General features: G+C 43.6%; 19 protein-coding genes and 1 tRNA gene. 14 read left to right on the forward strand and 6 right to left on the reverse strand.

Translation table 11 applies throughout. The annotated features are described in order from the left end of the window. Positions 1 to 174: 174 nt before the first annotated feature. Both I0P70_RS06780 and I0P70_RS06785 read left to right on the forward strand, forming a co-directional pair. Positions 175 to 3,399 carry a SusC/RagA family TonB-linked outer membrane protein gene (locus tag I0P70_RS06780; protein WP_196115862.1) on the forward strand — a complete coding sequence of 1,075 codons (3,225 nt, stop codon included), beginning with the start codon at positions 175 to 177 and terminating at the stop codon, positions 3,397 to 3,399. Between the two features lie 11 nt (positions 3,400 to 3,410). After that, positions 3,411 to 4,811: a SusD/RagB family nutrient-binding outer membrane lipoprotein gene (locus tag I0P70_RS06785; RefSeq protein WP_196115863.1), complete on the forward strand. Its 1,401-nt coding sequence runs from the start codon at positions 3,411 to 3,413 to the stop codon at positions 4,809 to 4,811. 61 nt (positions 4,812 to 4,872) lie between these two features. Here the strand turns inward: I0P70_RS06785 and I0P70_RS06790 are convergent, their stop codons facing one another. Next, positions 4,873 to 5,313, reverse strand: a complete 441-nt coding sequence (locus I0P70_RS06790; RefSeq protein WP_196115865.1) for a hypothetical protein — start codon at positions 5,311 to 5,313, stop codon at positions 4,873 to 4,875. Between the two features lie 256 nt (positions 5,314 to 5,569). Here I0P70_RS06790 and I0P70_RS06795 point away from each other — a divergent pair, with 256 nt between their 5' ends. The 5 genes from I0P70_RS06795 to I0P70_RS06815 all read left to right on the forward strand — a co-directional run bounded on the left by I0P70_RS06795 (position 5,570) and on the right by I0P70_RS06815 (position 15,415). Continuing rightward, the gene (locus I0P70_RS06795; RefSeq protein ID WP_196115867.1) at positions 5,570 to 6,343 is read left to right on the forward strand and encodes a M15 family metallopeptidase; all 774 of its coding nucleotides are present in this window, start codon (positions 5,570 to 5,572) and stop codon (positions 6,341 to 6,343) included. A gap of 217 nt (positions 6,344 to 6,560) precedes the next feature. After that, complete coding sequence (locus tag I0P70_RS06800; RefSeq protein ID WP_196115870.1) at positions 6,561 to 9,353, forward strand: DEAD/DEAH box helicase family protein; 2,793 nt, start codon at positions 6,561 to 6,563, stop codon at positions 9,351 to 9,353. A gap of 1 nt (position 9,354) precedes the next feature. Further along, positions 9,355 to 10,590 (forward strand): restriction endonuclease subunit S, encoded by a 1,236-nt coding sequence (locus I0P70_RS06805; protein ID WP_196115872.1) that lies wholly within the window; start codon positions 9,355 to 9,357, stop codon positions 10,588 to 10,590. Between the two features lie 81 nt (positions 10,591 to 10,671). Beyond that, positions 10,672 to 13,875 (forward strand): sacsin N-terminal ATP-binding-like domain-containing protein, encoded by a 3,204-nt coding sequence (locus tag I0P70_RS06810; protein ID WP_196115875.1) that lies wholly within the window; start codon positions 10,672 to 10,674, stop codon positions 13,873 to 13,875. 55 nt (positions 13,876 to 13,930) lie between these two features. After that, positions 13,931 to 15,415: a class I SAM-dependent DNA methyltransferase gene (locus I0P70_RS06815; RefSeq protein ID WP_196115878.1), complete on the forward strand. Its 1,485-nt coding sequence runs from the start codon at positions 13,931 to 13,933 to the stop codon at positions 15,413 to 15,415. A gap of 100 nt (positions 15,416 to 15,515) precedes the next feature. Here I0P70_RS06815 and I0P70_RS06820 read toward each other — a convergent pair whose 3' ends face one another. Continuing rightward, the gene (locus tag I0P70_RS06820) at positions 15,516 to 16,391 is read right to left on the reverse strand and encodes a DUF3037 domain-containing protein (protein WP_196115879.1); all 876 of its coding nucleotides are present in this window, start codon (positions 16,389 to 16,391) and stop codon (positions 15,516 to 15,518) included. After that, on the reverse strand, positions 16,391 to 17,176 hold the full coding sequence (locus I0P70_RS06825) for a HipA family kinase (RefSeq protein WP_196115881.1): 786 nt from the start codon (positions 17,174 to 17,176) through the stop codon (positions 16,391 to 16,393). The genes I0P70_RS06820 and I0P70_RS06825 overlap by 1 nt, the downstream gene beginning before the upstream one ends. Before the next feature lie 150 nt (positions 17,177 to 17,326). On the opposite strand from I0P70_RS06825, the gene I0P70_RS06830 reads away from it, so the two are divergent. From I0P70_RS06830 to I0P70_RS06850, 5 genes are all read left to right on the forward strand, one after another. Continuing rightward, the gene (locus I0P70_RS06830; RefSeq protein ID WP_196115883.1) at positions 17,327 to 17,530 is read left to right on the forward strand and encodes a helix-turn-helix transcriptional regulator; all 204 of its coding nucleotides are present in this window, start codon (positions 17,327 to 17,329) and stop codon (positions 17,528 to 17,530) included. A gap of 228 nt (positions 17,531 to 17,758) precedes the next feature. Beyond that, positions 17,759 to 18,982: a site-specific integrase gene (locus I0P70_RS06835; RefSeq protein WP_196115884.1), complete on the forward strand. Its 1,224-nt coding sequence runs from the start codon at positions 17,759 to 17,761 to the stop codon at positions 18,980 to 18,982. Between the two features lie 13 nt (positions 18,983 to 18,995). Continuing rightward, entirely contained in the window at positions 18,996 to 19,661 is a 666-nt protein-coding gene (locus tag I0P70_RS06840) for a hypothetical protein (RefSeq protein WP_196115886.1), read from the forward strand. A gap of 299 nt (positions 19,662 to 19,960) precedes the next feature. Beyond that, positions 19,961 to 20,257 carry a helix-turn-helix domain-containing protein gene (locus tag I0P70_RS21585; RefSeq protein WP_196115888.1) on the forward strand — a complete coding sequence of 99 codons (297 nt, stop codon included), beginning with the start codon at positions 19,961 to 19,963 and terminating at the stop codon, positions 20,255 to 20,257. A 17-nt stretch (positions 20,258 to 20,274) separates the two neighbouring features. Continuing rightward, a complete protein-coding gene (locus tag I0P70_RS06850; protein ID WP_196115890.1) occupies positions 20,275 to 21,609 on the forward strand; it encodes a hypothetical protein in 1,335 nt (444 codons plus the stop codon). 115 nt (positions 21,610 to 21,724) lie between these two features. On the opposite strand, the gene I0P70_RS06855 is transcribed toward I0P70_RS06850, so the two are convergent. From I0P70_RS06855 to I0P70_RS06865, 3 genes are all read right to left on the reverse strand, one after another. Beyond that, positions 21,725 to 23,269 carry a DNA cytosine methyltransferase gene (locus tag I0P70_RS06855; RefSeq protein WP_196115892.1) on the reverse strand — a complete coding sequence of 515 codons (1,545 nt, stop codon included), beginning with the start codon at positions 23,267 to 23,269 and terminating at the stop codon, positions 21,725 to 21,727. A 5-nt stretch (positions 23,270 to 23,274) separates the two neighbouring features. After that, on the reverse strand, positions 23,275 to 24,111 hold the full coding sequence (locus tag I0P70_RS06860; protein WP_196115894.1) for a TdeIII family type II restriction endonuclease: 837 nt from the start codon (positions 24,109 to 24,111) through the stop codon (positions 23,275 to 23,277). A gap of 226 nt (positions 24,112 to 24,337) precedes the next feature. Then, a tRNA-Ile gene (locus I0P70_RS06865) sits at positions 24,338 to 24,411 on the reverse strand. A 90-nt stretch (positions 24,412 to 24,501) separates the two neighbouring features. Between I0P70_RS06865 and I0P70_RS06870 the strand changes: the two genes are divergently transcribed. Both I0P70_RS06870 and I0P70_RS06875 read left to right on the forward strand, forming a co-directional pair. Continuing rightward, positions 24,502 to 25,134, forward strand: coding sequence for an HAD family phosphatase (locus I0P70_RS06870; protein WP_196115896.1), 633 nt, complete (start codon positions 24,502 to 24,504; stop codon positions 25,132 to 25,134). After that, positions 25,121 to 26,407 (forward strand): site-2 protease family protein, encoded by a 1,287-nt coding sequence (locus tag I0P70_RS06875; RefSeq protein WP_230392044.1) that lies wholly within the window; start codon positions 25,121 to 25,123, stop codon positions 26,405 to 26,407. Before I0P70_RS06870 ends, I0P70_RS06875 begins: the two co-directional genes overlap by 14 nt. The last annotated feature ends 439 nt before the right edge of the window (positions 26,408 to 26,846 follow it).

The following is a 26,846-nucleotide window of genomic DNA, read 5'->3' on the forward strand; positions in this document are numbered from 1 at the left end:
GACGGCTTTTTGACAAGTAAAAACACCCCGCAAAGGCTACGGCCTGCTGCGGGGTGTTTTTTTATATCCGCACATTCGTGCATCATGTTATAACAAATATTGCTTTTATATTAATTAAATATATCCTATATTCAACGAAACTAACCTATTCACCTTTAAACTACATGTTGAATTATGGGAAAAAAACTACTATCCATCATTTTACCGCTTATGGTGCTCTGGTCCGCCAGCGCCTTTGCCCAGGACAGGGCAGTAAGCGGTAAAGTGACAGAAGCCTCGACAGGCAATGGCCTGCCCGGGGTGAGTGTTGCCGTCAAAGGTACAACCATCGGTACAGCAACAGACGCGGAAGGTAACTACCAGGTCCGGGTACCCGATGCCAATGCCACCCTCGTGTTCCGCTACCTGGGCTATACCACCCGTGAGGCAGCGGTGGGCAACCAGAGCACGATCAATGTGAGCCTCCAGACCGACGCCCGTCAGCTTGACGAGGTGGTGGTAACGGCCCTCGGCATCGAGCGTAGCGAGCGCTCCCTCGGCTATGCCACGCAGCAGGTGCAGGGCGATAATCTGACCTTCACCAAAGAGCAGAACGTTATTGGCTCGCTAGCCGGTAAAGTGGCCGGTGTGCAGGTACAGGGCTCTTCGGGCGCCAGCATGGGCGGTACCCAAAAGATCAAGATTCGTGGTGTGAACTCTGTTGCCGGCGTGGATCAGCCGCTGATCGTAGTGGACGGCACTCCGATCTCCAACTCCAACTTCGCCGGTGCCGACCAGGCTGACTACGGTAACCTGGCACAGGACATCAACCCAGAGGATATTGAGTCGGTGAACGTACTCAAAGGTCCTGCTGCCTCTGCCCTGTACGGTATTCGTGGACAGTATGGCGTGATCATGATCACCACTAAGAAAGGCCAGAAAGGCCCAAAGAAAGTAGGCGTGCAACTTAACTCGGCCTTCTCTGTTGAAAGAGCCGTGAATTTTATGCCGATGCAGAACATGTATGGCGGTGGCTCCAGTCAAACCTGGCGCACCCTGCCAAACGGCGACAAATATGTAGACATATCTGTTGACGAAAGTTGGGGCCCGCGCATGGATGGCACTCCCGTTCGCCAGATCTTCAGCTTCTACCCACAGGATCCGGAGTATGGCCAACTAACACCTTTCGTACCGCATCCTGACAACATCAAAGACTACTACGAAACAGGTTATAACCTGAACAATGGCGTGGTCATAACAGGAGGCAACGAGAACAGCACCTTCCGCCTGAGCGTAAACGATACCCGCGTAGAGGGTGTGGAACCGAACACCTGGCTCAACCGAAACAACGTGGGCGTGAGCGGTAGCCTGGACCTGTCTAAAAAGCTGACAGTGTCGACCAACATCAACTATGCCCGCAACAATGCCCAGCGTCCATCGCAGGGATCGGAGTACGGTGCCCGCTACATGGTGCAGTGGTTCCAGCGTAACATCGACATGAAGCGCATGAAAAACTATGTGTATCCGGACGGTACTTTCCTGAACTGGAACCTGCGCCGCCCAAGCACTGCTACCGGCGAAATCACCAACTTCAACCCGCTGTACTGGAACAACCCTTACTTTGAGGCATACGAGAACATCAGCAACGACAACCGTGAGCGTGTGTTCGGCGACGTGGGCCTAACCTATCAGATCCTGCCTGACCTGAAAGTGAGCGGCTTTGTGCGTAACGACAGCTATACCCAGAACATCGAGACGCGCCAGGCTTTCGGCGGCAGAAGAGTACCCCAGTTCACTACCGGCAAATACCAGGGTCGTGAAACCAACTACGAGTTGCTGGCGCAGTACACGAAGCAACTGGGTGACTTCTCGCTCAACGTGAATGCAGGCGGTAACATCTTCGACACCCGCTACACGGCGCTTTACATGGGCTCGGTAGGTGGACTAGCCACACCAGGCTTCTACCACATCGACGGCTCCATCGACCGTCCTACTACCAACCAGACACTTCGCCGCAAGCAGATCCGCAGTATGTACGGTATGGCCTCTGTAGGATACAAGGATACCTATTTCATCGACGCCTCCCTGCGTAATGACATTTCCTCTACCCTGCCGCCAGACAATAACTCATACTGGTACCCATCGGTATCCGGTAGCATGGTGTTCAGCGAGTTGATCGACTGGTCGCCGCTTTCGTTCGGTAAGATCCGCGCCAGCTACGCACAGGCAGGTTCTGACCTGACACCTTATCGCACCACGCCTTTCTTCATTTCAGGCACGGTATACGCGGGTTCTCCGACTGTAAACACGCTGTCCGTACCTGATAACCTGAATAACCCGAACGTAAGACCTTCGTTCGCGCACTCTTATGAAGCCGGTCTGGACCTGCGCTTCCTCAATGGTCGTCTGGGTCTCGACGTGACGCTATACCAGCAGAAGAACAAAGATCAGATTCTGGAACTGCCTATATCAGGCACCAGCGGGTATAGCAGCACCACAATCAATGCCGGTCTGATCCAGAACAAAGGTATAGAGTTCGTGCTCAGCGGTACGCCGATTCAGACGAGCAACTTCACCTGGAACACGGCCCTGAACGCGAACCGCAACCGCAACATGGTCGTGGAGCTCCACCCGGATATTGACGTGCTGACGCACTACTCTACTACTTACTCTTCTGTGACCTCCTATCTCAACTCGTATGAGGGCCAGCCTTTCGGTAGCCTCGTAGGCCAGGCTTACCAGCGCGACCCTGCCACCGGGCAGAAGCTGATCGGCGCCAACGGCATGCCGCTGTATACCGATGCGACACACAACTTCGGCACCGTGCAGCCTGATGCGACAGGTGGCTGGCAGAACATCTTCCGCCTCTGGAAGTTTGACCTCTCTGCCATGATCGACTACCAGTTCGGCGGTCAGTTCTTCAGCCGATCTAAAATGCTGGCAGTGCGTACCGGTCAGGACCCGATCACGGTGGCGACTAACGACCGCGGTGCGAACGTGCGTGATCCGCTGGAAGAAGGCGGTGGCGTGAAAGTGGAAGGCATCTACGCACCAGGCACTACCGTGGGTGGTGTGGATGTGAGCGGACAGCCGGCCTCTAACTACGTGAACGCCCAGTCTTACTACAACACCGTAGTGGGTCGCCGTGTGTACGAAGAGTGGCTCTATGATGCTTCTTACATCAAGCTGCGTGAACTGCGCCTGGGCTATACCCTGGACAAGTCTATGTTAGGCCGCCTGCCGTTCCAGAGCGTAGGTGTTGCCCTGATCTCCCGTAACGTGGCCCAGCTGTGGCAGAAAGCTCCTGAGGGCATCGATCCGTCTGAGATCTCAACCGGCTCTCAGTCCATCAGCTGGTACGAGTCAGGTATGACCAACTCTGTGCGCTCTTACGGCATTAACCTAAACATTACTTTATAAGGAAGATGAGAATGAAGAAAATATATGCAGTGCTATTGTCGTGCTTTATGCTGGCAAGCTGCGACAAGTTTGATGAAGACATCAACATCAACCCAAACCAACCGAGCAATGCTTCCGGCACCCAGCTGATCGCCAATGCGGCGCTTTCGCTGTCGAGCCTGAGCTCCTCGCCTTCGGCCCAGTTCCATGCCCAGTACCTGTCCGAAACACAGTACCCGGGCGCTTCCCTCTACCCGGAGGGCGGCACCAGCTTCTACTGGATCTACCAAGGGCCGCTGATGAACCTGGAAACAGTGCTGACCTCAGATAACCTGAGCGCTACGGAAGGCCCGGTAAACAACCAGCTGGCGGTGGCCCGTATTCTGAAGGCCTACTATTTCTGGCACGTGACCGACCGTTGGGGCGATGTGCCTTACACGGAGGCCCTGCGAGGTTCCGAAAACTTCACCCCGAAGTATGACACCCAGGAGTCGATCTACAACAGCTTGTTTGCACAACTGGAGCAGGCTAATAACGAGATCACGGCCGGCAACATCTCCAACGACATCATTTACAACGGTGATGTGAACAAGTGGAAGCGCCTGGCCAACACCATCCGCATGCTGATGGCCCTGCGTCTGTCTGAGGTAGACCCTGCCAAAGGAGCCGCTGAGTTTAAGAAGGCCCTGGAAGCCGGTATCATGACCTCCAATGCCGACAACCTCGCATTCCGTCACCTGGCCGACGCCAATAACCAGAACTACTGGTTTGGGCAGGTATCGAATCAGAACCGGGAATGGTGGGCGCTGACTGAGCGACTCGTAAACGAGCTGAAGCCGGTAGAAGACCCACGCCTGCAGGTATACGGTGCCCCCGCCCGTACCTCGGGTGAGTATGTGGGCTTGCCATACGGCCGCGTGGAAGGTCTGCCAAACGTGACCAATTACTCGCTGCTGGGTCAGGCCATCTGGAAGCAGGACGCGCACATACAGCTGGTGACTTATGCACAGGCGCTCTTCGCCAAGGCTGAGGCTGCCAAGCTTGGCTGGATTGCCGGTGGCGATGCCGAGGCTGAAGCCAATTACAACAAAGCCATTGAGCAATCGCTGCTGCAGTGGACGGGAAGCGCAGCAGGTGCCTCTGACCTGTTGAGCCAGGAAGGTATGGCCTACGACGCGGACAATGCCATTGAGCAGATCGCGACGCAGCGCTGGATCCACCTGTTCATGCACGGCTACGAAGCCTGGGCCGAATGGCGCCGCACCGGCTACCCTGCCAACCTGGAGGAGCCAGACGGAGGCCGTGCCGTGCCACGCCGCAACAGCTACCCGGCCAACGAAGCCTTTAACAACGCCGCCAGCTACAACGAGGCTGTGCAGCGTCAGTTCAGCGGTCAGGACAACCTGTATGGCCGCGTATGGTGGGATAAGTAAGTTTAGATTGTTTGAGTGTGTTACAAGACGCCGCTCTCCTGATGGGAGGCGGCGTTTTTGTTTAAGCTGCTTTCAGCCATTCCAGCCCTTCGCGCTCAATCAGGAAGTACTGGGTGTCAAAAAACGGGGTCTGTTCTTTTACTCTGCTGTCGAGCTTCTCGTTGGTATGCTGCTGAAAGAAATCGGTGGAAGAAATGATCGCCAGCTGTTTCAGCTTGCTCTGCGAGATCATCCTGATGGAGATAGACGCCAGCCACCCCTGGTCATCCATTGTTAGCACGCCCATGCGCTGGTTGTTCACGATCAGTTTCTCTAGTCCCAGTTCCAACAGCACACGACCTGTTTCCTCTATCCCAAAGCGGTATTCATGGCTCTGCACCGGTCGCAGCCATCGCACAAGCAGCATTGCATACAACGGGTTGTGTATGATCTCAACAAAATCGGTTGAAAGGCAACATACCTGCTGCAGGTTTTCGGGTGGTGTAATGGTATGATGTTTCATCGGAATTGCACCTGTCAGCCAGATCGCAGGGCCTTAAAAATACAAATATCACTTTTCAGCAACCCTCTCTTATTGCGCCGTCAATTATTTTCATTTTTTGACTTAGCCGGACAATTACCAGAGACTCCTGCAGCGCAAATTAAACCAAGCGCACTTATTTCCCTACTTTTTTTGCACTATTTTTTTAACCCCGAAGCTACTGTGTATTTATCTCGTATTAAATTGAAGATTTAAATATATACAAAATGCAATAAACATGAAGATACTCAGAATTGGAAGCAGGGACGATGATGTCCGGAAATGGCAGTATTTTTTGGTTGGGCAGGGATATGACCTAGGTATAGCAGATGGCATTTTCGGGGAGAAGACCAAAGCAGCCACCATCATTTTTCAGCTGGAGAATAGCCTGCAGCCCGATGGCATTGTGGGTAACAAAACAACAGGTATGGCCATGACGCTGGGCTTCGGGATATTGGCCGATGACCGCACAGGTATACTGAGTGCTCACTGGCCACCGCGTCCTCCATTCCGGCCACTGCTCAGCCATGCCGACCGGGCCAAGGTATTCGGCTATTTCAATTATCTCCCCCACCCTATACCTGGCAACCCCGAAAACATCCGCATCACCGATGGCTGGGACCGCCGTCATATTATACCCGTGCAAGTGCCGCAGCTTATACCTGTCAAAGGCAGCGCCACAGTCTATTTCCACCGCTTCGCCGCCGACCAGCTCGTGCAGCTCTGGCGCGACTGGGAGCGGGCCAATCTGCTGCACCTCGTCCATACCTGGGAAGGAGCCTACGTGCCGCGCTTCATCCGGGGCAGTCGCACGGTGCTCAGCAACCACGCCTTCGGCACGGCTTTCGACATTAACTACGCCTGGAACAAGCTAGGTACCCTACCGGCACTTGTCGGGCAGAAGGGATCAGTACGGCAGCTCGTGCAGATCGCGCATCAGAATGGGTTTTACTGGGGCGGGCATTTTACGAGGCAGGATGGGATGCATTTTGAAGTGGCTTGGGTGGGGTGATAGTTTGCAATTCGCGAATTGCAAATTAGACTAAGCTATACTTAAAAAAATGTACTCGCAGTAGAAGCAGATAAGATTCAAAAGTTTTTCACTTGAACTAAAATCAGTTCGATTAGCAAAATATCAGCTTCACCTAATGTTAAAATCAGCAAAAAGCTATATATTTCAAGACAATTAATGTGACAACACGATCTTGCCCTGAATCCAAGCTCTGCAAATGAACCAAAACCCTGAACAGATTGCCCGCGACCAGATTGACGATTTGCTGATTGCTTCTGGCTGGGTGATACAGGATAAGAACAAAGTGAACTTGGCAGCTGCTACAGGTATAGCCATTCGCGAATACCAGACGGATGTGGGGCCTGCCGACTATGTATTGTTTGTAGATACGAAGCCAGTAGGCATTATTGAGGCGAAGCGTGAGGAAGAAGGCCACAAACTGACGGTGCATGAAGATCAGTCTATTGCTTATGCCACCGCTAAGCTGAAGCATATCAATAACAATCCGCTGCCCTTTGTGTACGAAAGCACGGGTTTGGTGACCCGCTTTACCGATTACCGCGACCCGAAGCCCCGCTCCCGAGCTGTTTTTACCTTTCACAGACCAGAGACTTTTCAGAAATGGATAAAGGAAGACAAGACCTTACGTGCCCGCTTTTACGATATACCTGAACTGGCAAAGGATAGTTTACGCGATTGTCAGGTAGAGGCGATTACGAACCTTGAGCAGTCTTTTCGGGAAAATCGGCCAAAGGCGTTGATACAAATGGCGACAGGCTCGGGCAAGACATTTACGGCGATTACTTTTATTTACCGACTGCTCAAATTCGCCAAAGCCAAGCGGGTGCTTTTTCTGGTTGATACCAAAAACCTGGGCGAACAGGCCGAGCAGGAGTTTCGAAAATTTTTGCCGCAGGACGATAACCGACTTTTCCCGGAGCTGTACGGACTCACCCGACTCAGCAGCTCCTTTGTGCCGGACGACAGTCAGGTTTACATCAGTACCATCCAACGCCTTTACTCTATTTTGAAAGGCACGCCACTCGACGAAAGAGACGAAGAGGAAAACCCGAACGAGGGCAACAAGTGGCAGCCCAAAGAGCCGATGCCGGTGGTATACAATGAGAAAATCCCGATGGAGTTTTTTGACTTCGTGGTGATTGACGAGTGCCACCGCAGTATTTACAACCTCTGGAAGCAGGTGCTCGATTACTTCGACGCTTTCCAGATCGGTCTGACGGCCACACCGGATAACCGCACTTTCGGCTATTTCAACCAAAACCTGGTCTGCGACTATGGCTACCAGAAAGCTGTGGAAGATGGCGTGTTGGTGCCTTACAATGTGTTCGAGATTGTAACCAAAGTAACGCAGCAGGGCGCGAAAATAGAATTGGGTGAGTATGTCAGCTCACGCGAAAAAATGACCCGAAAAGAGTTCTGGAACCAGCTGGACGAAGAGGTGGAGTATACCAACAAGCAGCTCGACGACAAGGTGGTGAACGTGAACCAAATCAGACTGATCATTAAAGCTGTGCGGGATAACCTGCCCACCATGTTCCCTGACCGCTATGCAGGGGAAGGTCGCGACCTGACTGATTTCGAAGTGCCTAAAATGCTGATCTTCGCCAAGAGCGACAGCCATGCCGATGACATCATCAACATTGTGCGCGAAGAGTTTGCCGAAGAGAACAAGTTCTGCAAAAAGATAACCTACCGCACCGAAGACCCGAAAGGCGTACTCACGCAGTTCCGAAACAGCTACTACCCGCGTGTGGCCGTGACTGTGGACATGATCGCGACGGGCACCGACATTAAGCCTTTGGAGGTGTTGCTGTTTATGCGCGACGTGAAGAGCCGTAGCTATTACGAGCAAATGAAAGGCCGCGGTACGCGCACCCTGAGTCTGGAGGACCTGCGGGCTTCGGGCACCCCATCGGCTAAGCTTACCAAAGACCATTTTGTGATCATCGATGCCATTGGCGTGGAGAAAAGCCGAAAGACCGACAGCCGACCGCTGGAGAAGAAGCCAGGACTCTCGCTGAAGCAGGTGCTGGAAGGTATAGCGATGGGCAATACCGACGAGGCCATGCTGACCACGCTGGCCAATCGCCTGATCAGGCTCGACAAGCAGATAAGCGAAAAAGAGAAAATGGCTTTTGCCGAAAAGGCCAACGGCTATACCTTGAACCAGGTGGTGAAGCAGTTGCTGCACGCGCACGACCCAGATACCCTGGCAGGTATAACAGAGCAGGTAAAAGCCCAAAACCCAGGTGCTGCACCCGCTACTATTGAAACTAAGATACAGGAGCAGCACCAGCAACTGGTGGAGCAGGCGGTAGCTGTTTTCAACGACTACGAGCTGCGCAATTTTGTGGTGGATATCCGCCGGAAGTACGACCAGATCATCGACCACATCAACCCGGACGAACTGGTGAACATCGGATGGGTGAAGGACAACAAGGCAGAGGCGGAAAACCTGGTAAACCATTTCAGAAGCTGGATAGAAGAACACAAAACAGAAATCGTAGCTTTGCAGCTTTTTTACGGTCAGCCTTACCAAAGGCGCGAGCTCAATTACAAAATGTTGAAGGAACTGGTAGAGGCGTTGAAAGCCGACAAACCTGCCATGGCCCCGCTCAACATCTGGCGGGCTTACGAGCAGCTGGAAAAAGTAGAGGGAAAGCCGAAGAACGAGATGATGGCTTTGGTGGCGCTGATACGGCGGGTGAGCGGTCTGGACGAGAAACTGACGGCTTACGACAAAACCGTGGATCGCAATTTTCAGGATTGGGTATTCCGGAAACAGGCAGGTGCTTTGAAGTTTAGTGAAGAGCAAATGCAGTGGCTCCGCATGATAAAGGATTATGTAGCCAACAGTTTCCGGATTGAGCGCGATGACTTTGACCTGAGCCCTTTTAACGCACACGGTGGTTTGGGTAAAATGTGGTCTTTGTTTCAAGAGAAGACCGACGAAATTATGAATGAATTAAACGAGGAGTTAGCAGCGTAGCATGATTGATAAAAGTATACTTCCTGCACATTGGGAAGTGAAGAAGTTGGGTGAAGTAGTTCAGGTACTAGACAATTTAAGAAAACCTATAAATTCTACTGAGAGGCAAAAAAGAATTGCCGATAAGAAGCAAGAAGAGTTATTTCCATACTATGGTGCGACTGGACAGGTTGGATGGATTGACGATTTTTTAACTGAGGGGGAATTTATACTTATAGGGGAAGACGGAGCTCCTTTCTTAGATATCTTTAAATCCAAAGCTTACTTAATCAAAGGAAGAACTTGGGTTAACAATCATGCACATATTTTAAAAGAAAAAGACTCCGTTACTCTTAACAAGTATATACTTCACTTCCTTAACTCAATTAACTACAGAGAGTTTGTAAACGGTACTACAAGATTGAAATTAACAAAAGGAAGTTTAATTGAAATTCCTTTTGTTCTCCCTCCCCTTTCCGAGCAGCAGGAGATAGTTTCAAAAATAGAAGAACTGTTCAGCGAATTAGACAAAGGCAAAGAGCAATTAGAAACTGCCCTGAAACAACTCAAGGTATATCGTCAAGCCGTTTTGAAGTGGGCTTTTGAAGTTGACAAGAATAGATATACAGCAACAACTTTATCAGAAATATCTGACAAAATCCAAATTGGTCCATTTGGCACTCAGCTACATAAAGAAGATTACATTGAAGGTGGGATTCCATTAATTAATCCCATGCACATCGTAGCCGGATTGATTAAAGCTGATAGTTCATATAGTATCTCTGTTGCAAAACGAGACACTTTACCTAACTACATACTCCGAGAAGGAGATGTTATAATGGGAAGAAGGGGCGAAATGGGAAGATGTGCACTAGTTACATCCAAAGAAGATGGCTGGTTTTGTGGCACTGGTAGCTTATTCGTTAGACCCAACACAGAATTAGTTGATCCTGAATTCTTATACTTTTATTTAAGCAACGATACAGTTAAAAAGTATTTAGAACAAAATGCTGGCGGAACAACTATGGCTAATCTGAACTTAAAAATTGTAAACAATATTCCTGTTCATCTTCCTAACCTTGAAGAACAACATCAAATCGTTCAGGAAATAGAAAGCCGCTTGAGTGTTTGCGACAAAGTGGAAGAGACTATAACAAAAGGTATACAGCAAGCAGAGACATTGCGGCAGAGTATTTTGAAGAAGGCTTTTGAGGGGAAGTTGGTTAAAGTCAGGAAGTCAGAAGTTAAAATGGCTTAATAGTCCGAAAGATTCTAATATCATTAAGTATAAAAATTACCTATTCTCAATAATGTGATTTCAACCTTATAAAAAGAAAATATGGCTTCAGCATTGGAACAGCTTAAAGAATTAGCAAATAATCGTCGCCATTTGGCTGATTTGCTTTCGAAGAGTAATGATAATTCGCATAAAATAATTGCGGAGCAGCTCTACGACAAGCAAGCTCACTTTATTTTTGAGTTACTCCAAAATGCTGAAGACGAGAATGCTACAGAAGCACATTTTGATCTTACAGATAACGAACTTGTTTTTAAACATAATGGTAACCCGTTCACTTTTAATGATATAAAATCCGTTTCCAATTTTGGAGACAATAACTTAAAAAAGTTAAAAGCTAATGCAATTGGCCGGTTTGGAATCGGGTTTAAATCTGTTTACGCTATTACATCTTCTCCTCAAATTCAATCCGGCGATTTCCATATTGAGATTAAAGATTATATAGTTCCATCCATTTTATCTACTCCTGAACCGAGTAAAGAAACAAAAATCAAGTTACCCTTCAATCATAAAGAAAAAGCCAAAGAATCAACATTTGATTTGCTTAAGGAAGAACTAAAAAGTTTTGGGCCAAGTCATTTGCTTTTTCTTAAGCATCTTAAATCAATTACAATCAACCTTAATGGTTCTATCATTCATCTTGATAAAAAGACCATTAGAGAGAAAACAAAATCGAAAAGTCTTCAGGTTGAAAGAATAAAGCTTTTCGAGAATCATAAGGTTTTAGAATTCCTAGTAGCTAAACGGGCCATTACATTTGAAAATAAATCACTAGAGGTACAGTTAGCTTTTAACCTAACCGGTACAGGTAAGAAAAGAGCCATTACTAAATTAAATAGCTCACCACTATATGTTTATTTTCCTACTGGCAAGGAAACTAATTTAAGTTTTCTAATGCATGCTCCTTTTGCTACAACTCCAGCACGAGATAATATTCTTGATGGAGAAGAAGGCAACAAAAGGCTACAGGAAGCGGCAGCTCAGTTATTTGCTGATTTATTACCTGAACTAAAGGAAATGAACCTAATCAATGCGACTCTCTTAAATAATTTTCCTGTTAACAAGGAAGAATGTAGTCGTTCAGAAATCTATAAACATTTTTACAATGCACTTAAAAATGTTTTATTATCCAAAAATGAATTAATACCATTAACAAATGGGGGGTTTGCGTCTGCTAATGATGTACTTTTAACAGGTAGTGCAGACCTGGCGGAACTACTAAGTCCTGCACAGGCTAAAAAATTATTTGGCAGAAAATATTGGATTGACAAGAATATCACTGAAAACAAAACCAAAGTCCTCCGTGATTTCTTTAATCGGGATTTAAATGTTCCTGAACCAGATTTTACAAAGTTTGCCAACGAACTTACCACTGAGTTTCTATCAGCACAAACTGATAAATGGATGGTAGAATTTTATAAAACGATTCATAAGTCAAGATTACAGTGGAAAGACACGCCAAAACAAAAAAACAATGCGGCTTGGATTCTTCGAAATAAGGCTATTATTCGTGATGAATTCAATAATCAAGTTGTTCCTTTTAGTAACACTGGGAAGCCTAATATTTACCTTCCCACTAAAGACAGATCAGACTATCTGACTATAAAAAAACGTATATCAGCTGTTAAGGAGGCTTTAAACTTTTTTGAAGAGTTGGGCCTTACTGCTCCAAAACTTTTAGACGAGGTAAATGAGTTTGTCATACCAAAATTTGAAAATGCTGAACCAAAATATTATACCTCAAAAGAATACCTAGAAGATTTAATTAAGATTGTAACAGCTTATGAAAAAGCACCTTCGGATAAAAAAACAATTCTGATCCAAGATCTTAAAGCCACTAGTTTTTTACTAGTTCAAGATAGTTATTCGAAGGATTATGCTTTAACGATCCCTGCATTATCCTATCTCCCAGATCCTTTACTAATTAGCTATTTCGAGCACAGTTCAGTGGACTTTGTAGCTAAAGAAATTCTTGAGCTTGAGTTAAGCCATAAACTTAATATTAGAAGCTTTTTAACTGACTTAGGAGTTTCATCAGTGCCACGCAGATTACCTTTTAAGGCAAATTTTTCTAACGAAGAAAAGAAAAGATTAAGATCTGCTTACGATGGATGTACTTGGGATAAAGATCCAATTGATTACTCTTTAGACGGCTTAAATGACATTTTTGAGTCAGGAATCACCTTTGAAAAATCAATTATCATTTGGGAACTCCTTTGTAATTCATTAAAGTCTTACACAGGCTGGAATAAGGAACATTTCTTTAAGGGTATTTATGTATATAAATACTACGGAGAAAAATATATTTATTTTGACGCAGCGTTCTTTAATCTTTTGCATGAGACTGCATGGTTAATCACTGATCAGGGTGAGTTAAAAGCACCTAAGGATACAACGCTCGAGGAATTACCTGCCGATTACAAAAATGAGTTAGATATTACTAGCACTTTAGCTAATCTCCTTGGTTTCAAGTTAGATGAAGTTAAAATTTTTGAAGAAAAAACTGGCTGTAAAGTTTTATCTAAGGATGAGGTAAAGGAGTATGAAGAATTGAAAAAGTTTAAACAAGAATGGGATGAAAAGCAAGCTAATACAAATAAGGATTCCTATAAGTTTGAACCCGAAATTGAAGCTGGAACTAATGTAGAAGCAGCTATTCCGTTAAGTGAAGACTTTTTAGAAAGTACTTTTACACTTCCAAACAACTCCTCTAGCGCAGACGGCTCTACAATTAAATCAGAAGATTTAGGAGAAGATAGTGAATACCCATCAAACGATGAGGAGGATATCGATGATGTTGATATTAATATTTCGGCTAAAACCCTAAAAGAAATTGGTAATTGGGGTGAGAAAGATGTAGAACAAATGCTTATTGTAGAATTTGCCGGTCATTCTGGAGTAGAAATAATAAACCTCAATAAAAAAGGAACAGGCCGAGGTTATGATTTTATTGTTAAAGAAAATGGGGAAATCATAAGATATGTAGAGGTTAAAACCTCGGTAGGGTCCATCACTCAGAAACATATAATTTCAGGTACCCAGTGGGAAAGTGCTCGCCAATTACATGATAATGGTGAAGGAGATTTATACTGGGTTTATTGCATATTTAATGCTGGCAAACCTACCAAACACACCAAAATTATTAAAAATCCTATTAAGCTTTGGCACGAAGGAAAAATTATCGCTGATCCAATAAACTTTGTAGTCAATTTGAAAAAGGGAGCGGTAATTTCAGAAAATTTATAATTCAAAATCTGTTTACTAAAGTACCTAAAATGGTACTTCAGTCTTTCTTAAACATATGAGCAACAATAACTCCGCTATAGTTTCTAAAGTATGGTCCTTCTGTAACACTCTCCGCGACGACGGCGTGGGCTACGGCGACTATTTGGAACAGCTTACCTACCTGCTATTCCTTAAGATGGCAGATGAGTATACCAAGCCACCTCATAACCGCCAGATGCCTATACCTGCCGAATACAACTGGGAAAGCCTGGTTGATCTGAAAGGTGCTGAACTGGAAGCGCATTATACCATCATGCTGCGCGAACTAGGCAAAGAGAAAGGTATACTGGGCCAGATCTTCACCAAGAGCCAGAACAAAATACAGGACCCGGCCAAGCTCTCCAAGATCATCGCTATGATCAACAACGAGCAGTGGCTGATGATGGGCGTGAAAGACAAAGGCGACATTTACGAAGGCTTGCTGGAGAAAAACGCCGAAGACACCAAGAGCGGTGCCGGCCAGTACTTCACCCCCCGCGCCCTGATCAAAGCCATGGTGGAATGCGTGAACCCGCAGCCGATGAAGACCATTGCCGACCCGGCTTGCGGTACAGGTGGTTTCTTCCTGGCAGCTTACGATTACCTGGTGGAGCACCATCAGCTGGATCGGGAGCAACGGCAGTTCCTGAAGTATAATACCTTCTTCGGCAACGAGATTGTGGCCAGCACCCGCCGCCTAGCCCTGATGAACCTGTTCCTGCACAACATCGGCGACATTGATAGCGACAACTTCATCTCCCCTGCCGATGCGCTTATTGCAGATGCTGGTGTGCGCTACGACTATGTACTGGCGAACCCGCCTTTTGGTAAGAAGAGCAGCCAAACCTTTACCAATGCGGACGGTGAACAGGAGAAAGAAGACCTGACTTACAACCGTCAGGATTTCTGGGCCACCACCAGCAACAAACAGCTCAACTTCCTGCAGCACATCCGCAGCATGCTCAAAACCACAGGTATGGCCGCGGTGGTATTGCCAGACAATGTGCTGTTTGAAGGCGGTGCCGGTGAATCGGTTCGCAAGAAGCTACTCGAAACAACCGACATCCACACCATTCTGCGCCTACCGACAGGTATATTTTATGCACAGGGCGTGAAAGCCAACGTGGTGTTCTTCGATAACAAGCCGAGCAGCAAAGACCCTTGGACGAAGGAAATCTGGGTATACGACTACCGCACCAACGTGCACCATACCTTAAAGAAAAATCCGCTCAAACTGGAAGACCTGCGCAATTTCATCACGCTTTATAACCCAGAGAACCGCCACAAGCGCACCGAAACATACCACCCGGAAACAAACCCCGAAGGCCGCTGGCGCAAGTTCACTTACGAAGAGATCATCGCCCGCGACAAGACCAGTCTGGACATTACCTGGCTAAAAGATAAGTCGCTTGCTGACTTGGATAACCTGCCTGACCCAGATGTATTGGCGGAGGATATTATTGAGAATTTGGAAGCGGGATTGGAGAGTTTTAGAACGATTTTGGTGGCGTTGGAGAAGTAGGGTTATGAAATAGTGTACTTTTACCAATTTCTAAGTATCATAACTCTTTACAAAGTCTTTAAATAAAGAAGCTTAGCTTCAATTAGCTAAGCTTTTTTATTTAAAGACTTTGTGTTAATTCTGGATTATGATCTAAGACAACATCAACTGCTTTTTTCAAATAGCTATTGAATTCATTTTCCTCAACAAACTTTAAAGGTGCATTTGATCTTTCTATTATATCACGAGCCTTAAAGTAACTTCTTTCAAGATGCTTATCAGTTGGCTTTGTAAGAAGTATATCAAATTTGATATTTTCTTTCTCTGCAGGTTCTTTCAAGAAGTTAAGAATCGCATTCCAACGAAATGCTTTATTTTCAAAAGTTTGCTCTTGTGCTAGATCAAAACCGATAGGTGTTATGAGATTCAACTTACCGTTTAGCCATCCATAATCAAAGCTTTCAGTGAAGTTCCCATTGGGATCATTGATTACTTTATTTACCCTTAACTTCGATTCAATAACCGGAGAAAACCTATCCTTGATGATCGTCTTCACTTTATCAAGAATGTACTTTTCATTTTTTATTAGATGAGTTTCTTCCTCATAATTCCCAAGGTATAGATTATAGTAATGCTCAACTAGAGACTTATTGTCACTTATACTTACTCCTTGTTTCACTTCATCAAAGAACAACGAACCAGAGCTAATTGTCAAAAAATTATTATTTAGTAAGCTTTCAAAGCTCTCTTGATAAATAATATTTGCATTAGGCTTCTTTGATAATTTACTAGCTGTTGACTTAAAAGATGATAAGGTGTTCTTGACGAATGATGTTGGGAACTTTGGATACAAAGATGATATACGACTTAGCTTAGAAGGATAATGGAATTCTATTCTCCCATCTGCTAACAGGAAAAGAATACCAATATTCAACACTTCCCCTGCAATAAAGGAGTGTCGGTATTTAAGAACTGTATATTGGAATGTACCTGTCATTAAGATATTAAATCGTTCAGCAAATTATGAAACTTTTGTTTATTATTAATAACATCCTGAAGATATGCATTGGTTTCTTCAAAGTCTTCAGTATTCATATTGTTATCATTTAGTACATTAAAAGCTTTATCAAGACAAGATGTTCTAAAACTTCTTAACAAATCCATGAATAATGAGAAATCTACATTATTACTCTTTCTAAGAAAATCAAAAAAAACATGGCTTGTTGAGCTAGTACGAAAAGGACCCCAATCTTGGATGTCATACTTACTAAAAACCCGATTTACATACAAACTATGCTCATGATCAATACAATAGTAATCATTACCATTGATAATTAAATTTGGCTTTCTAGTCCTAGTGCGATCAAAATTCATGATCAACACGTCAAATGCAAACACTGTTTCAGGGCTTAATTCTTTAATTAAACTTGTCTTTATTGAAACAGGAAGATCTGAATAGCCTTCATAATATTTGCATCCAAATACAACCTTTACTGTTAGCTCTTCTATACGTAATCTGTCTTCACCCTTTAATGTTTGAATGAAGGCCTGATTAAGATTAATTAATGCATATTCTGGTGTAGGAATATCAAACTCTTCCGCAAGACATGCTGCATACAACTCTTTATTATGCAATGGGACCTGCATTAAGTTTCGATTATCGAATAGTTTTATCACATACTCTTCAAGCCTTCCATTGTTGTTTATAGTTACAATCCAAGGACGTGATGAGCCATGCAAATCTCGTTCAACCTTAATTAGAGCATCAAATACAGGAATCAATTTCTTTGATTGGGTATGTCTATAGATTAATTCAAAGGTAATAGTATATATATTATATTAAAAGAAATCATTGAATCTGCAATACTTTATACCCTATCAGGTATAAAAATAAAAAAAAGGAGGTAATTTATACCCGATAAGGTATAAAAAATGAGAATAGGTGAATTCGTAAAGCAGAAAAGAAAGCAGGCCAAATTAACCCAACCAGAATTGGCGCTAAAAGCAGGTGTAGGTCTTCGATTTGTCAGAGAATTAGAACAAGGTAAGGAAACACTGCGATTAGATAAGGTAAATCAGGTACTTCAACTCTTCGGCTATCAAGCAGGGCCTGTACTTATGAATCGCGAAGAGTAGCTACAAACAAAAAAAGCACTTACCTCTCTACGAGATAAGTGCTTGATTTTCTGTGGGCCCACCTGAACTCCAACAGTTATATTTCCCTATACACAACAACACCATAATACCCATTTAAACAGCCTTAAAGGGCAAATAGCTATGTAAACAAAGGTAAAGCGATATAAACAAAAGTGGTTTTAGTTTCAGTAAAAGTTTCAGTATATTTGACAAAGCAAAACTAATCCCATGAATACAACCTATAAGCCTATCCTAAACAACAAGCCAAAGGCAGATGGTACTTATACCATCATGATAAGAATCACTACTGCTAAAAAGCACAAGTATATTGCTGTAGGGCACTCAGTAAAGAAGCAGGATTGGAATGCTGCAACTCAAAATGGCAGGTATGTAAAATCATCTAACATCCTTCATAAGGTAATCAATACAGCTATTGATAATAAACTAATTGAGCTTAAAACGCTAGCATCAGAACTTTCAATATCTAACTCACAAACCATTAGAAAAGCTGCTAAAGGGCATATATCAGAAGACTTCTTTGTTTTCGCAGAACGCAACCTTCAACTACTTAAGGCGGCAAAACAAATATCAACTTACAAAAAGCGGAAAAGCGTTGTAGAGGGAATAAAAACGTACATGAATGGAAGAAAATTATTGTTTAAGGATATAACTGTAGAATTCCTCGAAGACTATAATAAGCATCTGCACACTAACACGCAGAACAAAATAAATACCATTAATACCAAGTTCAGAACTTTGAGAGCTATCGTCTACGAAGGCATAAGAAAGGATTTAATGAAGCAGGCCGACAACCCATTTTTTAAATTCAGTCTTGTAAGGGAGAAGACAAAAAAAGACAAGTTATCTGCTACTGAATTAAAATCTATAGAAGATTTGAGTTTAGAAGATGGTTCTGCGCTATGGCATATTAGAAATTACTTCATGTTTGCTTACTTAAACTTTGGCATGAGGTTTAGTGACTTTGCAAGCCTGAAGTGGGATAACATCCAAAATGAAAACAAAACCAAGAGGTTAGTTTACCAAATGGGCAAGACTGGTGAGTGGAAAAACATACTGTTAAACAAAAAATCCTTATCGATACTAGACAAATATCTAGCAAACAGGGACAGGACTAATCCATACATCTTCCCCTTACTACCAGCTAAGTTTGATTCTCTCAGTGAAGAGAAACAACATAACCTTATTTCATCCAAAAATGCAGTTGTAAATAAGCAATTAAAGACTCTTGCAACTCAGGCTCGTGTAAAAACCAATCTTACTTTTCATATCGCTCGTCATACTTTCGCAACTCTTGCTCGTGATAAGGGATTAAATATAGTTCATATACAGAAAGCCTTAGGACATTCAAGCTTGATTATTACTGAAACTTACTTGGAATCCTTAACAGACAAATCGTTGGATAGCTTCAATGACCTAGTATACAACGATTAAAGACTAATACGCTATGGAGCTAGAAGTAAACTACGAAAAGCTTGTCAAGCACTTTGAGGTTGTAGACATGCACCGATATAAGATTGAGACTGTCAATATATCTAAAGAGCATTATAGACAAGTAAAATCTCTCACCACCAGATTCCACATAGATGATATAACTAATGAAATGTGTTACATACTACAGCAGTATAGAACCATAAAACATTACACAAAAAATTATCCCACACGTTTCAAAGAAGATGTAGCTTTTGTTAATGATGTTGAGAAAGCAATTGCTTTATATGAACAGCTTGGTTCTGATGATTTCGAAATTAGTGAGCTTAGAATTAAGGTAAGAAATAACACCACGTCTGAGGTCATTACTGAAACTTTAAAGGCTAGCTCAACTCTAATGTTTTTTAAGAGTGATTTGAAAGCAGGTCACGAACTAACCATAGAGTATCTAAGACGAATGTTAGACTCCTTTGCTCCAAGGATAACTACTGGTGAGTTTGTGAATGACAATAAAAAACTAGCATCTAATACCTTTGGTTTCCTTAAAGAAAACACTGAACTCAGTAATAAAAATATCTATGAAGTCATTAGCGAAATTTATGTAATTAGTGGTATCCAAGATTTTTTCAGGAATCAATCTGAAATAACTGACTTGATTAAAAAATGGGTTTCAAGAGCCTAGTTTTTTATAGTGTACAAAACCTACCCTTATAGCTCCCATTAATACCTTATAGCATAAACTACCCTCCCCTTATGCTACAGAGAAAGTCTAATTAAACTTAATCTAACAGCAAAAACAAGCCATATCCTGCTACTAGGACGGCCTACCCCCCCACGGGCACAAACACGGGGCACCTGCTTTACATCGTTGACAAGCTTTTTTGATTTCTGCAGGGACAACTTTTAGAACAAAGCACAAAATCCTGTCCTTTATCCAGCCTGACTTAAAATGGAGCTTTGCATAAAATAATTATAAAATTTATGCACATCGAGGTAATAACAAAACAAGAACTAGAAACACTCAAGCTCGACTTGAGCAGGTTAATTGAGCAAGAATTTAAGAAGTTAAACAAGGCTCAGTCCATTGATTACTGTCTTACCACTAAAGAAGCTTGCAAGCTACTTAATGTAACAGCCAAAACTTTACAGTCTTATCGTGATTGTAAGCTAATTAGCTTTACACAGGTTGGCTCCAAGATATTTTATACAAAAACAGATATTGATGAATTTCTCGACCGATTCAAAATCAAATCAAGGCTTGAGGTAAAAAGTAATTGAGGGGCTTAGACATGGTTATGAACAACAAAACGCTAAGCTCTACTAATAAGGAAGAACAAAACTACGGAAGTAAGCTAAAATACATGCTCTGTAAAGACATGTTAATACTTAACCTTATACCAAAAGTAAAGGGAACTGTATTTAATTTCAATGTATTTGAAAAGGACTTTAAGCCCGACACCATGGGAGTTTATAATATTGGTAATTCATATACACTTCATCAAATTAGAATTCCTGATAGTGGTTACAATTACAGTTTAAGTATTAACCGAAGCGGTGAACACATCGGCATGATACACTTGAATGGAAGAGGTTATAGATATGGGCTAATCAAACTTGAATTTGCCAATGAAGGCTTTTACCACGATAGTTTTGGGTGGCATCAGCACCATTTAAATATATGCGAATTACTTGGACTTAAACTAGGTAACATCTCAGTTCTTCATATTGCATTAGACTCTACAGGACTATTTGAATGGTATGAAACGAAGTATTTTAAATCAACAATGAACCCAACACTTCAAAATCCTGAATATGAACCATTTGGCAATATAAAGCCATTAAATTTAGCTGGTGAGTTTATTGTTGGCAAGCAAACATCTGGTAAGGTCATTGCACTTTACGGGAAAAGTCCTGAGATAAAACACAGTGGTAAGGATTATGTAACCAAGGCACATTTATTAAATGGCTTAGATTTAGGTAAGGGTATTGACAGACTTGAGGCAAGGTTGGGGACTAAATGGCTAAATAGAAATGGTATTTCACTAGAAGACCTTACAACACAAGAGGGACTTGAAAGAATATTTGCAAAAGCTATAAGCAGCGTAGGTTTTAAAAATTTGCTATTGCCTAAGGTGCGAGACCGTAATGACCACTACGATTATGTCCGTTTGCCCCTAATTTGTCCTACTACTTTCGACACTCCCCCCCTTAACAAAATAGTGAAAGACAAAGGACAGACAGGTAAGAGAAGTGAACGAGCTATAACTAATAGGTTCAAAGGGTTATTTGATGATTATATTGAGACAGGCAGGCTGCAAGTATTAAACTTCATTAAATTCTACATGTCTTGTGAAGAGAATTTTTTAGTAACTCAAGATGATATTTATCACAATCGAGTATTCGATGCAAACGAGCTAAGTATGGCTAAATACAGGACTCTAGTTAGACGTTATGTAAAAAGCTATACCAAGGATAGGAAGGTAATAAATAATGCTCTCTTGGGCCGCTTAAAAGGCATAGAGGAGAAGTTATTTAAAATTGATAATAGTGAGTTGGCATCAGAGATTACAATAGATAACTGGAAAATTCTTAGTGCTACATCCCTTACCTCTATATCTACTTCAGTATAAAAAGCTTTAAGATGGGTACTAATAAAAAATCCTAGTAGGTTGTGACTGAATTAACGTTCACACAACCCACTAGGATTTCTAGTTTCAATAAGAGCTAGACTATAGATTAACTTGTCTATAAGGCTACAGGATGCTCTAAAGGCTTCGTCTTACCTCTATTACTCTTATTTGCTTTATGCTCAAACACACCAGTTTCTACTATTGCCTTTCCAATTATCTCAATCACTGGAACTGAAACGCTGTTACCTATTAGCTTCATCCACCTAGCACGACTTTCAGGCAAAATGTAATTTGCTGGAAAGCCCTGTATTAAACATGCCTCTTCCTTAGATATTCTACGGTATTCACCTGTTTTATAGATTTCATTAATAAACCGTTCTTTATATTCATCTTCATCATTTGCACTTATGACTTTAGTCGTGATAAAGTCATTTGTATCACTTGCAACTAATGTAGGAAAGATATTAGAAGTAGGAAGGAAAATTCTATTTACCCCAAATAAACCAGTGCTTATTTTGGTGTTTTTAAAGTCATACCTAATCTCGATACAGGAAATTGCTTCTTTATCAATTAGTTGTTTCAAGGTTTTAGAAATAGAAATCTTCTTCTTCTTTATCTCTCTATTTATTTTCAAACTATCTACAACCAACACGTCATTTGATGTTAAACTAAGCAGGAATTCTTCATCCTCTGTTAAATCATCAATTTTAGAATCATTAATTCTGAAAGAGTATTCTTCTGGTTTTAGAATACCTTTTGCCACCAATTCATCTATCTCATTTTTTGTAACTGAGCTATCTAACTTTTGAAAATGCTTCAGAGCTAATGGATTACCATCTAAGCACCCATAAGCACTTTTTCTCCTGTTTTTAAGTAAGAGATAACAGATTTCTTTTTCTCTGTCTGTTGTATCAATAATATCCCATGAATGAACAGTAGAATGACCATTTCTTAAATCGTTAAATAAGAAATAATCATTAAATCCATTTCTACTTGATAAGCTCATACTTCGCTTACCAACGATGTTACCAAACAAATCTCTCTGAGCTACATCTTCCTCAACATGAATAGAATTATCAAAGTCTGTAATTATATCGCCTAGTCTTATCTTCTTCTCTAGAGGCGCAGGCAGTTTAAAATTATCGGCAAATTTCTTTTCCCGAAAACCAATTATATAAATTCTTATTCGATTTTGAGGTACACCGTAATTAAACGAATTTAAGACATAGTAATTTGCGAAATAACCTGCTTCCTTTATCCTTTGTAATATATAAAGGAGAGCTTCTTTATTTCTAGGGTCGACCAAGCCCTTTACATTTTCGAATATAAAGGCATCTGGTTTTGACTGGTTTAACAAATAAATAGTATCGTTCCAAAGTTGGCCTCTATCATCATCAAAACCAAGATTTCTACCAGCTATAGACCAACTTTGACAAGGGACACCAGCGGTAAGCAGGTTATGTGATGGCAAAGCTTTTATTTTGGTTATATCACCTAAATTATGCTCGGCACCTTCATTGAAATTAGTACAATAGGTATTTATTGCATCATTATTAATTTCACTAAAATTTATACATTTCCCACCTAAATTATCAAGGGCCATTCTGAACCCTCCGATTCCTGCAAATAGGTCAATAAATGTAAATTTACTCTTGCTCATTTATTCTATTTAAGTAAAATATCATCTTCTTTTTCAGGTGGTTCTATTTCGAGAAACTCTTTATAGATACGCTCCCTATACTCCTTACCTAACTCGTTTACTTCTTTTATAAAATTACTGTATGTTCCTTCCCCTCCTATTAAATCCCAAAATTCATTCCCAATTAAAACAGATTCATCATTATGCATGTCAAACCACCTCATAGGAAAGCTCCAGTTATAATCTTCTTTTTTACCATATGGATTATAAGGAAGAGCATAATAAGCAAAATCTACCTGCTTTGGGGTCATTGCCAATAACTTGAACATTTTTTCTTTACTAACCTTTGTCTGGTCACTATTTGGCAAAGGGGCTTTTAATTCAAAGGCATATTTAGTATCTGTTTCTTCATTATGAATGAAAATATCGCAAGTAACACTGACAGGTATTAGCTCACCTCCACCAGCTTTAATATATGCTAATTCTTTTTCCCAATCAGGCTTTTCTTTCGCTTTACCCTTAGTTTTATGCTCTAACCCATTAAGAACTTCTTGTATTCTCCGTAGACTCTCGCTCCCAACAGTCCCACTCACACTATGCCCCATCAAACATCCCCCATGGGCTTCTATAGCAACAACTCTAGCTAACCTCTCCCAAACGTTGCCGAAAGGAGTTACAAACCTTCTTTCAAAATGAGAACCTTTAAAGATTTCATCAGGTACAAGAGCAGCATAAAGAGGTTTAGCTGAACGATGTTTCTCTTTAATAAACGGGTCGTTTACTAGTACATTATTCATTACCCTATCCATCAGAGTAGTCACTACTTCTTTTATCGCTAAGGCGACACGGTCTTTTTTATCCATTCAGATTAATTGATGCTAGAAGTGGAATTAACAAAAGTTAGAACTAGACATGGTTAACATATATCTGCAACGCAGCGGAATCCATTATCTGTAATACAAGCACCTATATTATGAAAAAACTAGATAGTTTCAGCATAGTTTCAGCAAACAATTTTTTAAATAAAAAAAAGTCCTCATAACCTATTAATAATCAGATGATTATATAAGATTATGAGGACTTCAATTGTGGGCCCACCTGGAATCGAACCAGGCACCTACTGATTATGAGTCAGTTGCTCTAACCGAATGAGCTATAGGCCCGTTCCCTTAAAAGAATGTGCTTCCTTTGATTTGGGAGTGCAATTCTACATATTTGTACTGACAATTTCAAATACCAGACCAAAAAATTTCGTGGACCTGACTAGCATCAAAAACATCATCTTCGACCTCGGCGGGGTCATCATCAACATAGATTATTTTAAAAGCATACGCGAGCTGGAGCAGTACTGTGCCGAGGGGCACACCATCGAGTACAGCCAACGCGCACAGTCTCACCTCTTTGACCTCTTCGAGACCGGCAACAGCAGCCCCGAGGAGTTTCGCCAGCACCTGCGCGAAGCCTACCACCTCAACGCTACCGACGAGCAGATCGACGATGCCTGGAACGCTATGCTGCTCGATATTCCGGCCGAAAGAATTGAGCTGCTCCGCGAGTTGGGCAAGAAATACCGCATCTTCCTGCTGAGTAATACAAACGCCATCCACCTGAAGCGCTTCAACGAAATGGTGGCCCACAGCTTTACCATGCCGAGCCTCGACTCGCTGTTTGAGCAGGCCTACTACTCGCACCTGATCGGGCAGCGCAAACCCGATGCCATCGTGTTTGAGCAGATCCTGCAGGAGAACGGCTTGAAGCGCGAAGAGACTCTCTTCATCGACGACAGCATCCAGCACATCGAGAGCGCCAACAAGGTTGGCCTGCAGACGCTCTTTCTGGAGCCGCCGCTCACCATCAACCAGGTGTTCAAGGATGAGGTTTCCTAAGCAGCAAAACAGGTATAGCCTGCACCTGCTGCTCTTTGTGCTCACTCTGACCACGACGACCATCGCCGGGGCCGAATGGCGCTTCGGTAAGTTGTTCTTCTGGGGAGCAGAGGGCTTTTCGTGGACGGGTACTTTTACCTGGGCCGAACTGGCAGCCGGGCTATACTTCTCTATTCCTTTTCTGGGCGTGCTCACGGTACATGAGTTCGGGCATTACTTCACTGCGAAGCGCTACCGGGCCAACGTTTCATTGCCCTATTATATTCCGCTGTGGTTTGGCATCACGTCCACCATTGGTACCATGGGGGCTTTTATCCGGATCAGGAGCCGCATCTTCTCCCGGCAGCAGTTCTTCGACATCGGCATTGCCGGTCCGCTGGCGGGCTTTGTAGTGGCTATACCTCTGTTGTGGTACGGCTTCACGCACCTACCCGACCCTGATTTTATCTTCACCGTTCACCCGGAATACCTGCAGTTCGGTCAGGACTATGCCCAGTATGTGTACCAGGGCGAAGGCAATTTTTCACTTGGCAAAAATCTGCTGTTTTTGTTTTTTGAAAGGTATGTGGCAGACCCGGCGCTGGTACCCAATGCTTATGAAGTGATTCATTACCCACTGCTTTTTGCGGGATACCTGGCCTTGTTCTTCACGGCGCTCAACCTGCTGCCTATCGGTCAGCTGGACGGCGGCCACGTGCTCTACGGCCTGATCGGGTACAGACGTTTCAACCAGCTCTCTCCGATCTTCTTTAGTTTTTTTATTCTGTATGCCGGTATGGGCATGATCTCGCCGCACCGTGAGCCGCTCTGGGACGACAGCCTGCTGGTAGTACTGGCGCCCTTTGTGTTCTTTGCCTTCCGGGGTATTTTGCACGACAACCGCCACGGCCTGCTGGCCGCGCTGGGGATGCTGCTGGCACAGTACAGCCTGGCCGAGACCTTCCCGGAACTGGCAGCTTACATTTGGGTATGGCCGCTATACGTGCTCTACCTGTTCTTCGTGCTGGAGCCCGCCACCCCAAAACTGAGCTTTACCGCCTACCTGGTACTGATCGTAGTAGTTGTACAAGTGCTGATTGCCTCGCTATACCCAACTGCAGACGGCTACAGCGGCTGGCTGGTATTCGGTCTGCTACTCTCACGCCTCATGGGCATCTTCCACCCTTCCTGCCCGAACGAAGCACCACTTACGCCGGGACGGAAAGTGCTAGGTATATTGGCCTTTTTGATCTTCCTGCTGTGCTTTAGTCCGACGCCTTTTGTGATTGAGTAACCTCCCCCAGCCCCCTCCTAAAAACAGGAGGGGGAGTGTGCACGATTGTCATCCCCCTGCCCCCTTCTTCTTAGAGGGCCCCTACCCCCAATGGGGAATTTCTGTAGCTGCCAGTTCTCAGGTATAGCTTCGTTGTTTCAGCGACAGACTACACATACCGCTGACAGGTATAGCAAAACTAACTCGCACAGAACCTACGCAGCAAATAGCAGCGCCAGGTGCGCCCAAACGACTACCCACTGTTCGAGCGTTCAGCGAGTTTGGGGAGTCTTGACTTTTTTGCCTACTTTTTGTGTCAAGACAAAAAGTAGGGCCCGCCCGGCCAGGGCATACCCTGCCCGCCGCAAAGGCGAAGCAATGAAACAATAAACATTGCTATACCTGAAACAGCCGCAACTATACCTGGGCCTGAGGCCCCACCATACCCGTCACGAGCGAG

The organism is Pontibacter sp. FD36, assembly GCF_015686655.1.
Taxonomy (GTDB): domain Bacteria; phylum Bacteroidota; class Bacteroidia; order Cytophagales; family Hymenobacteraceae; genus Pontibacter.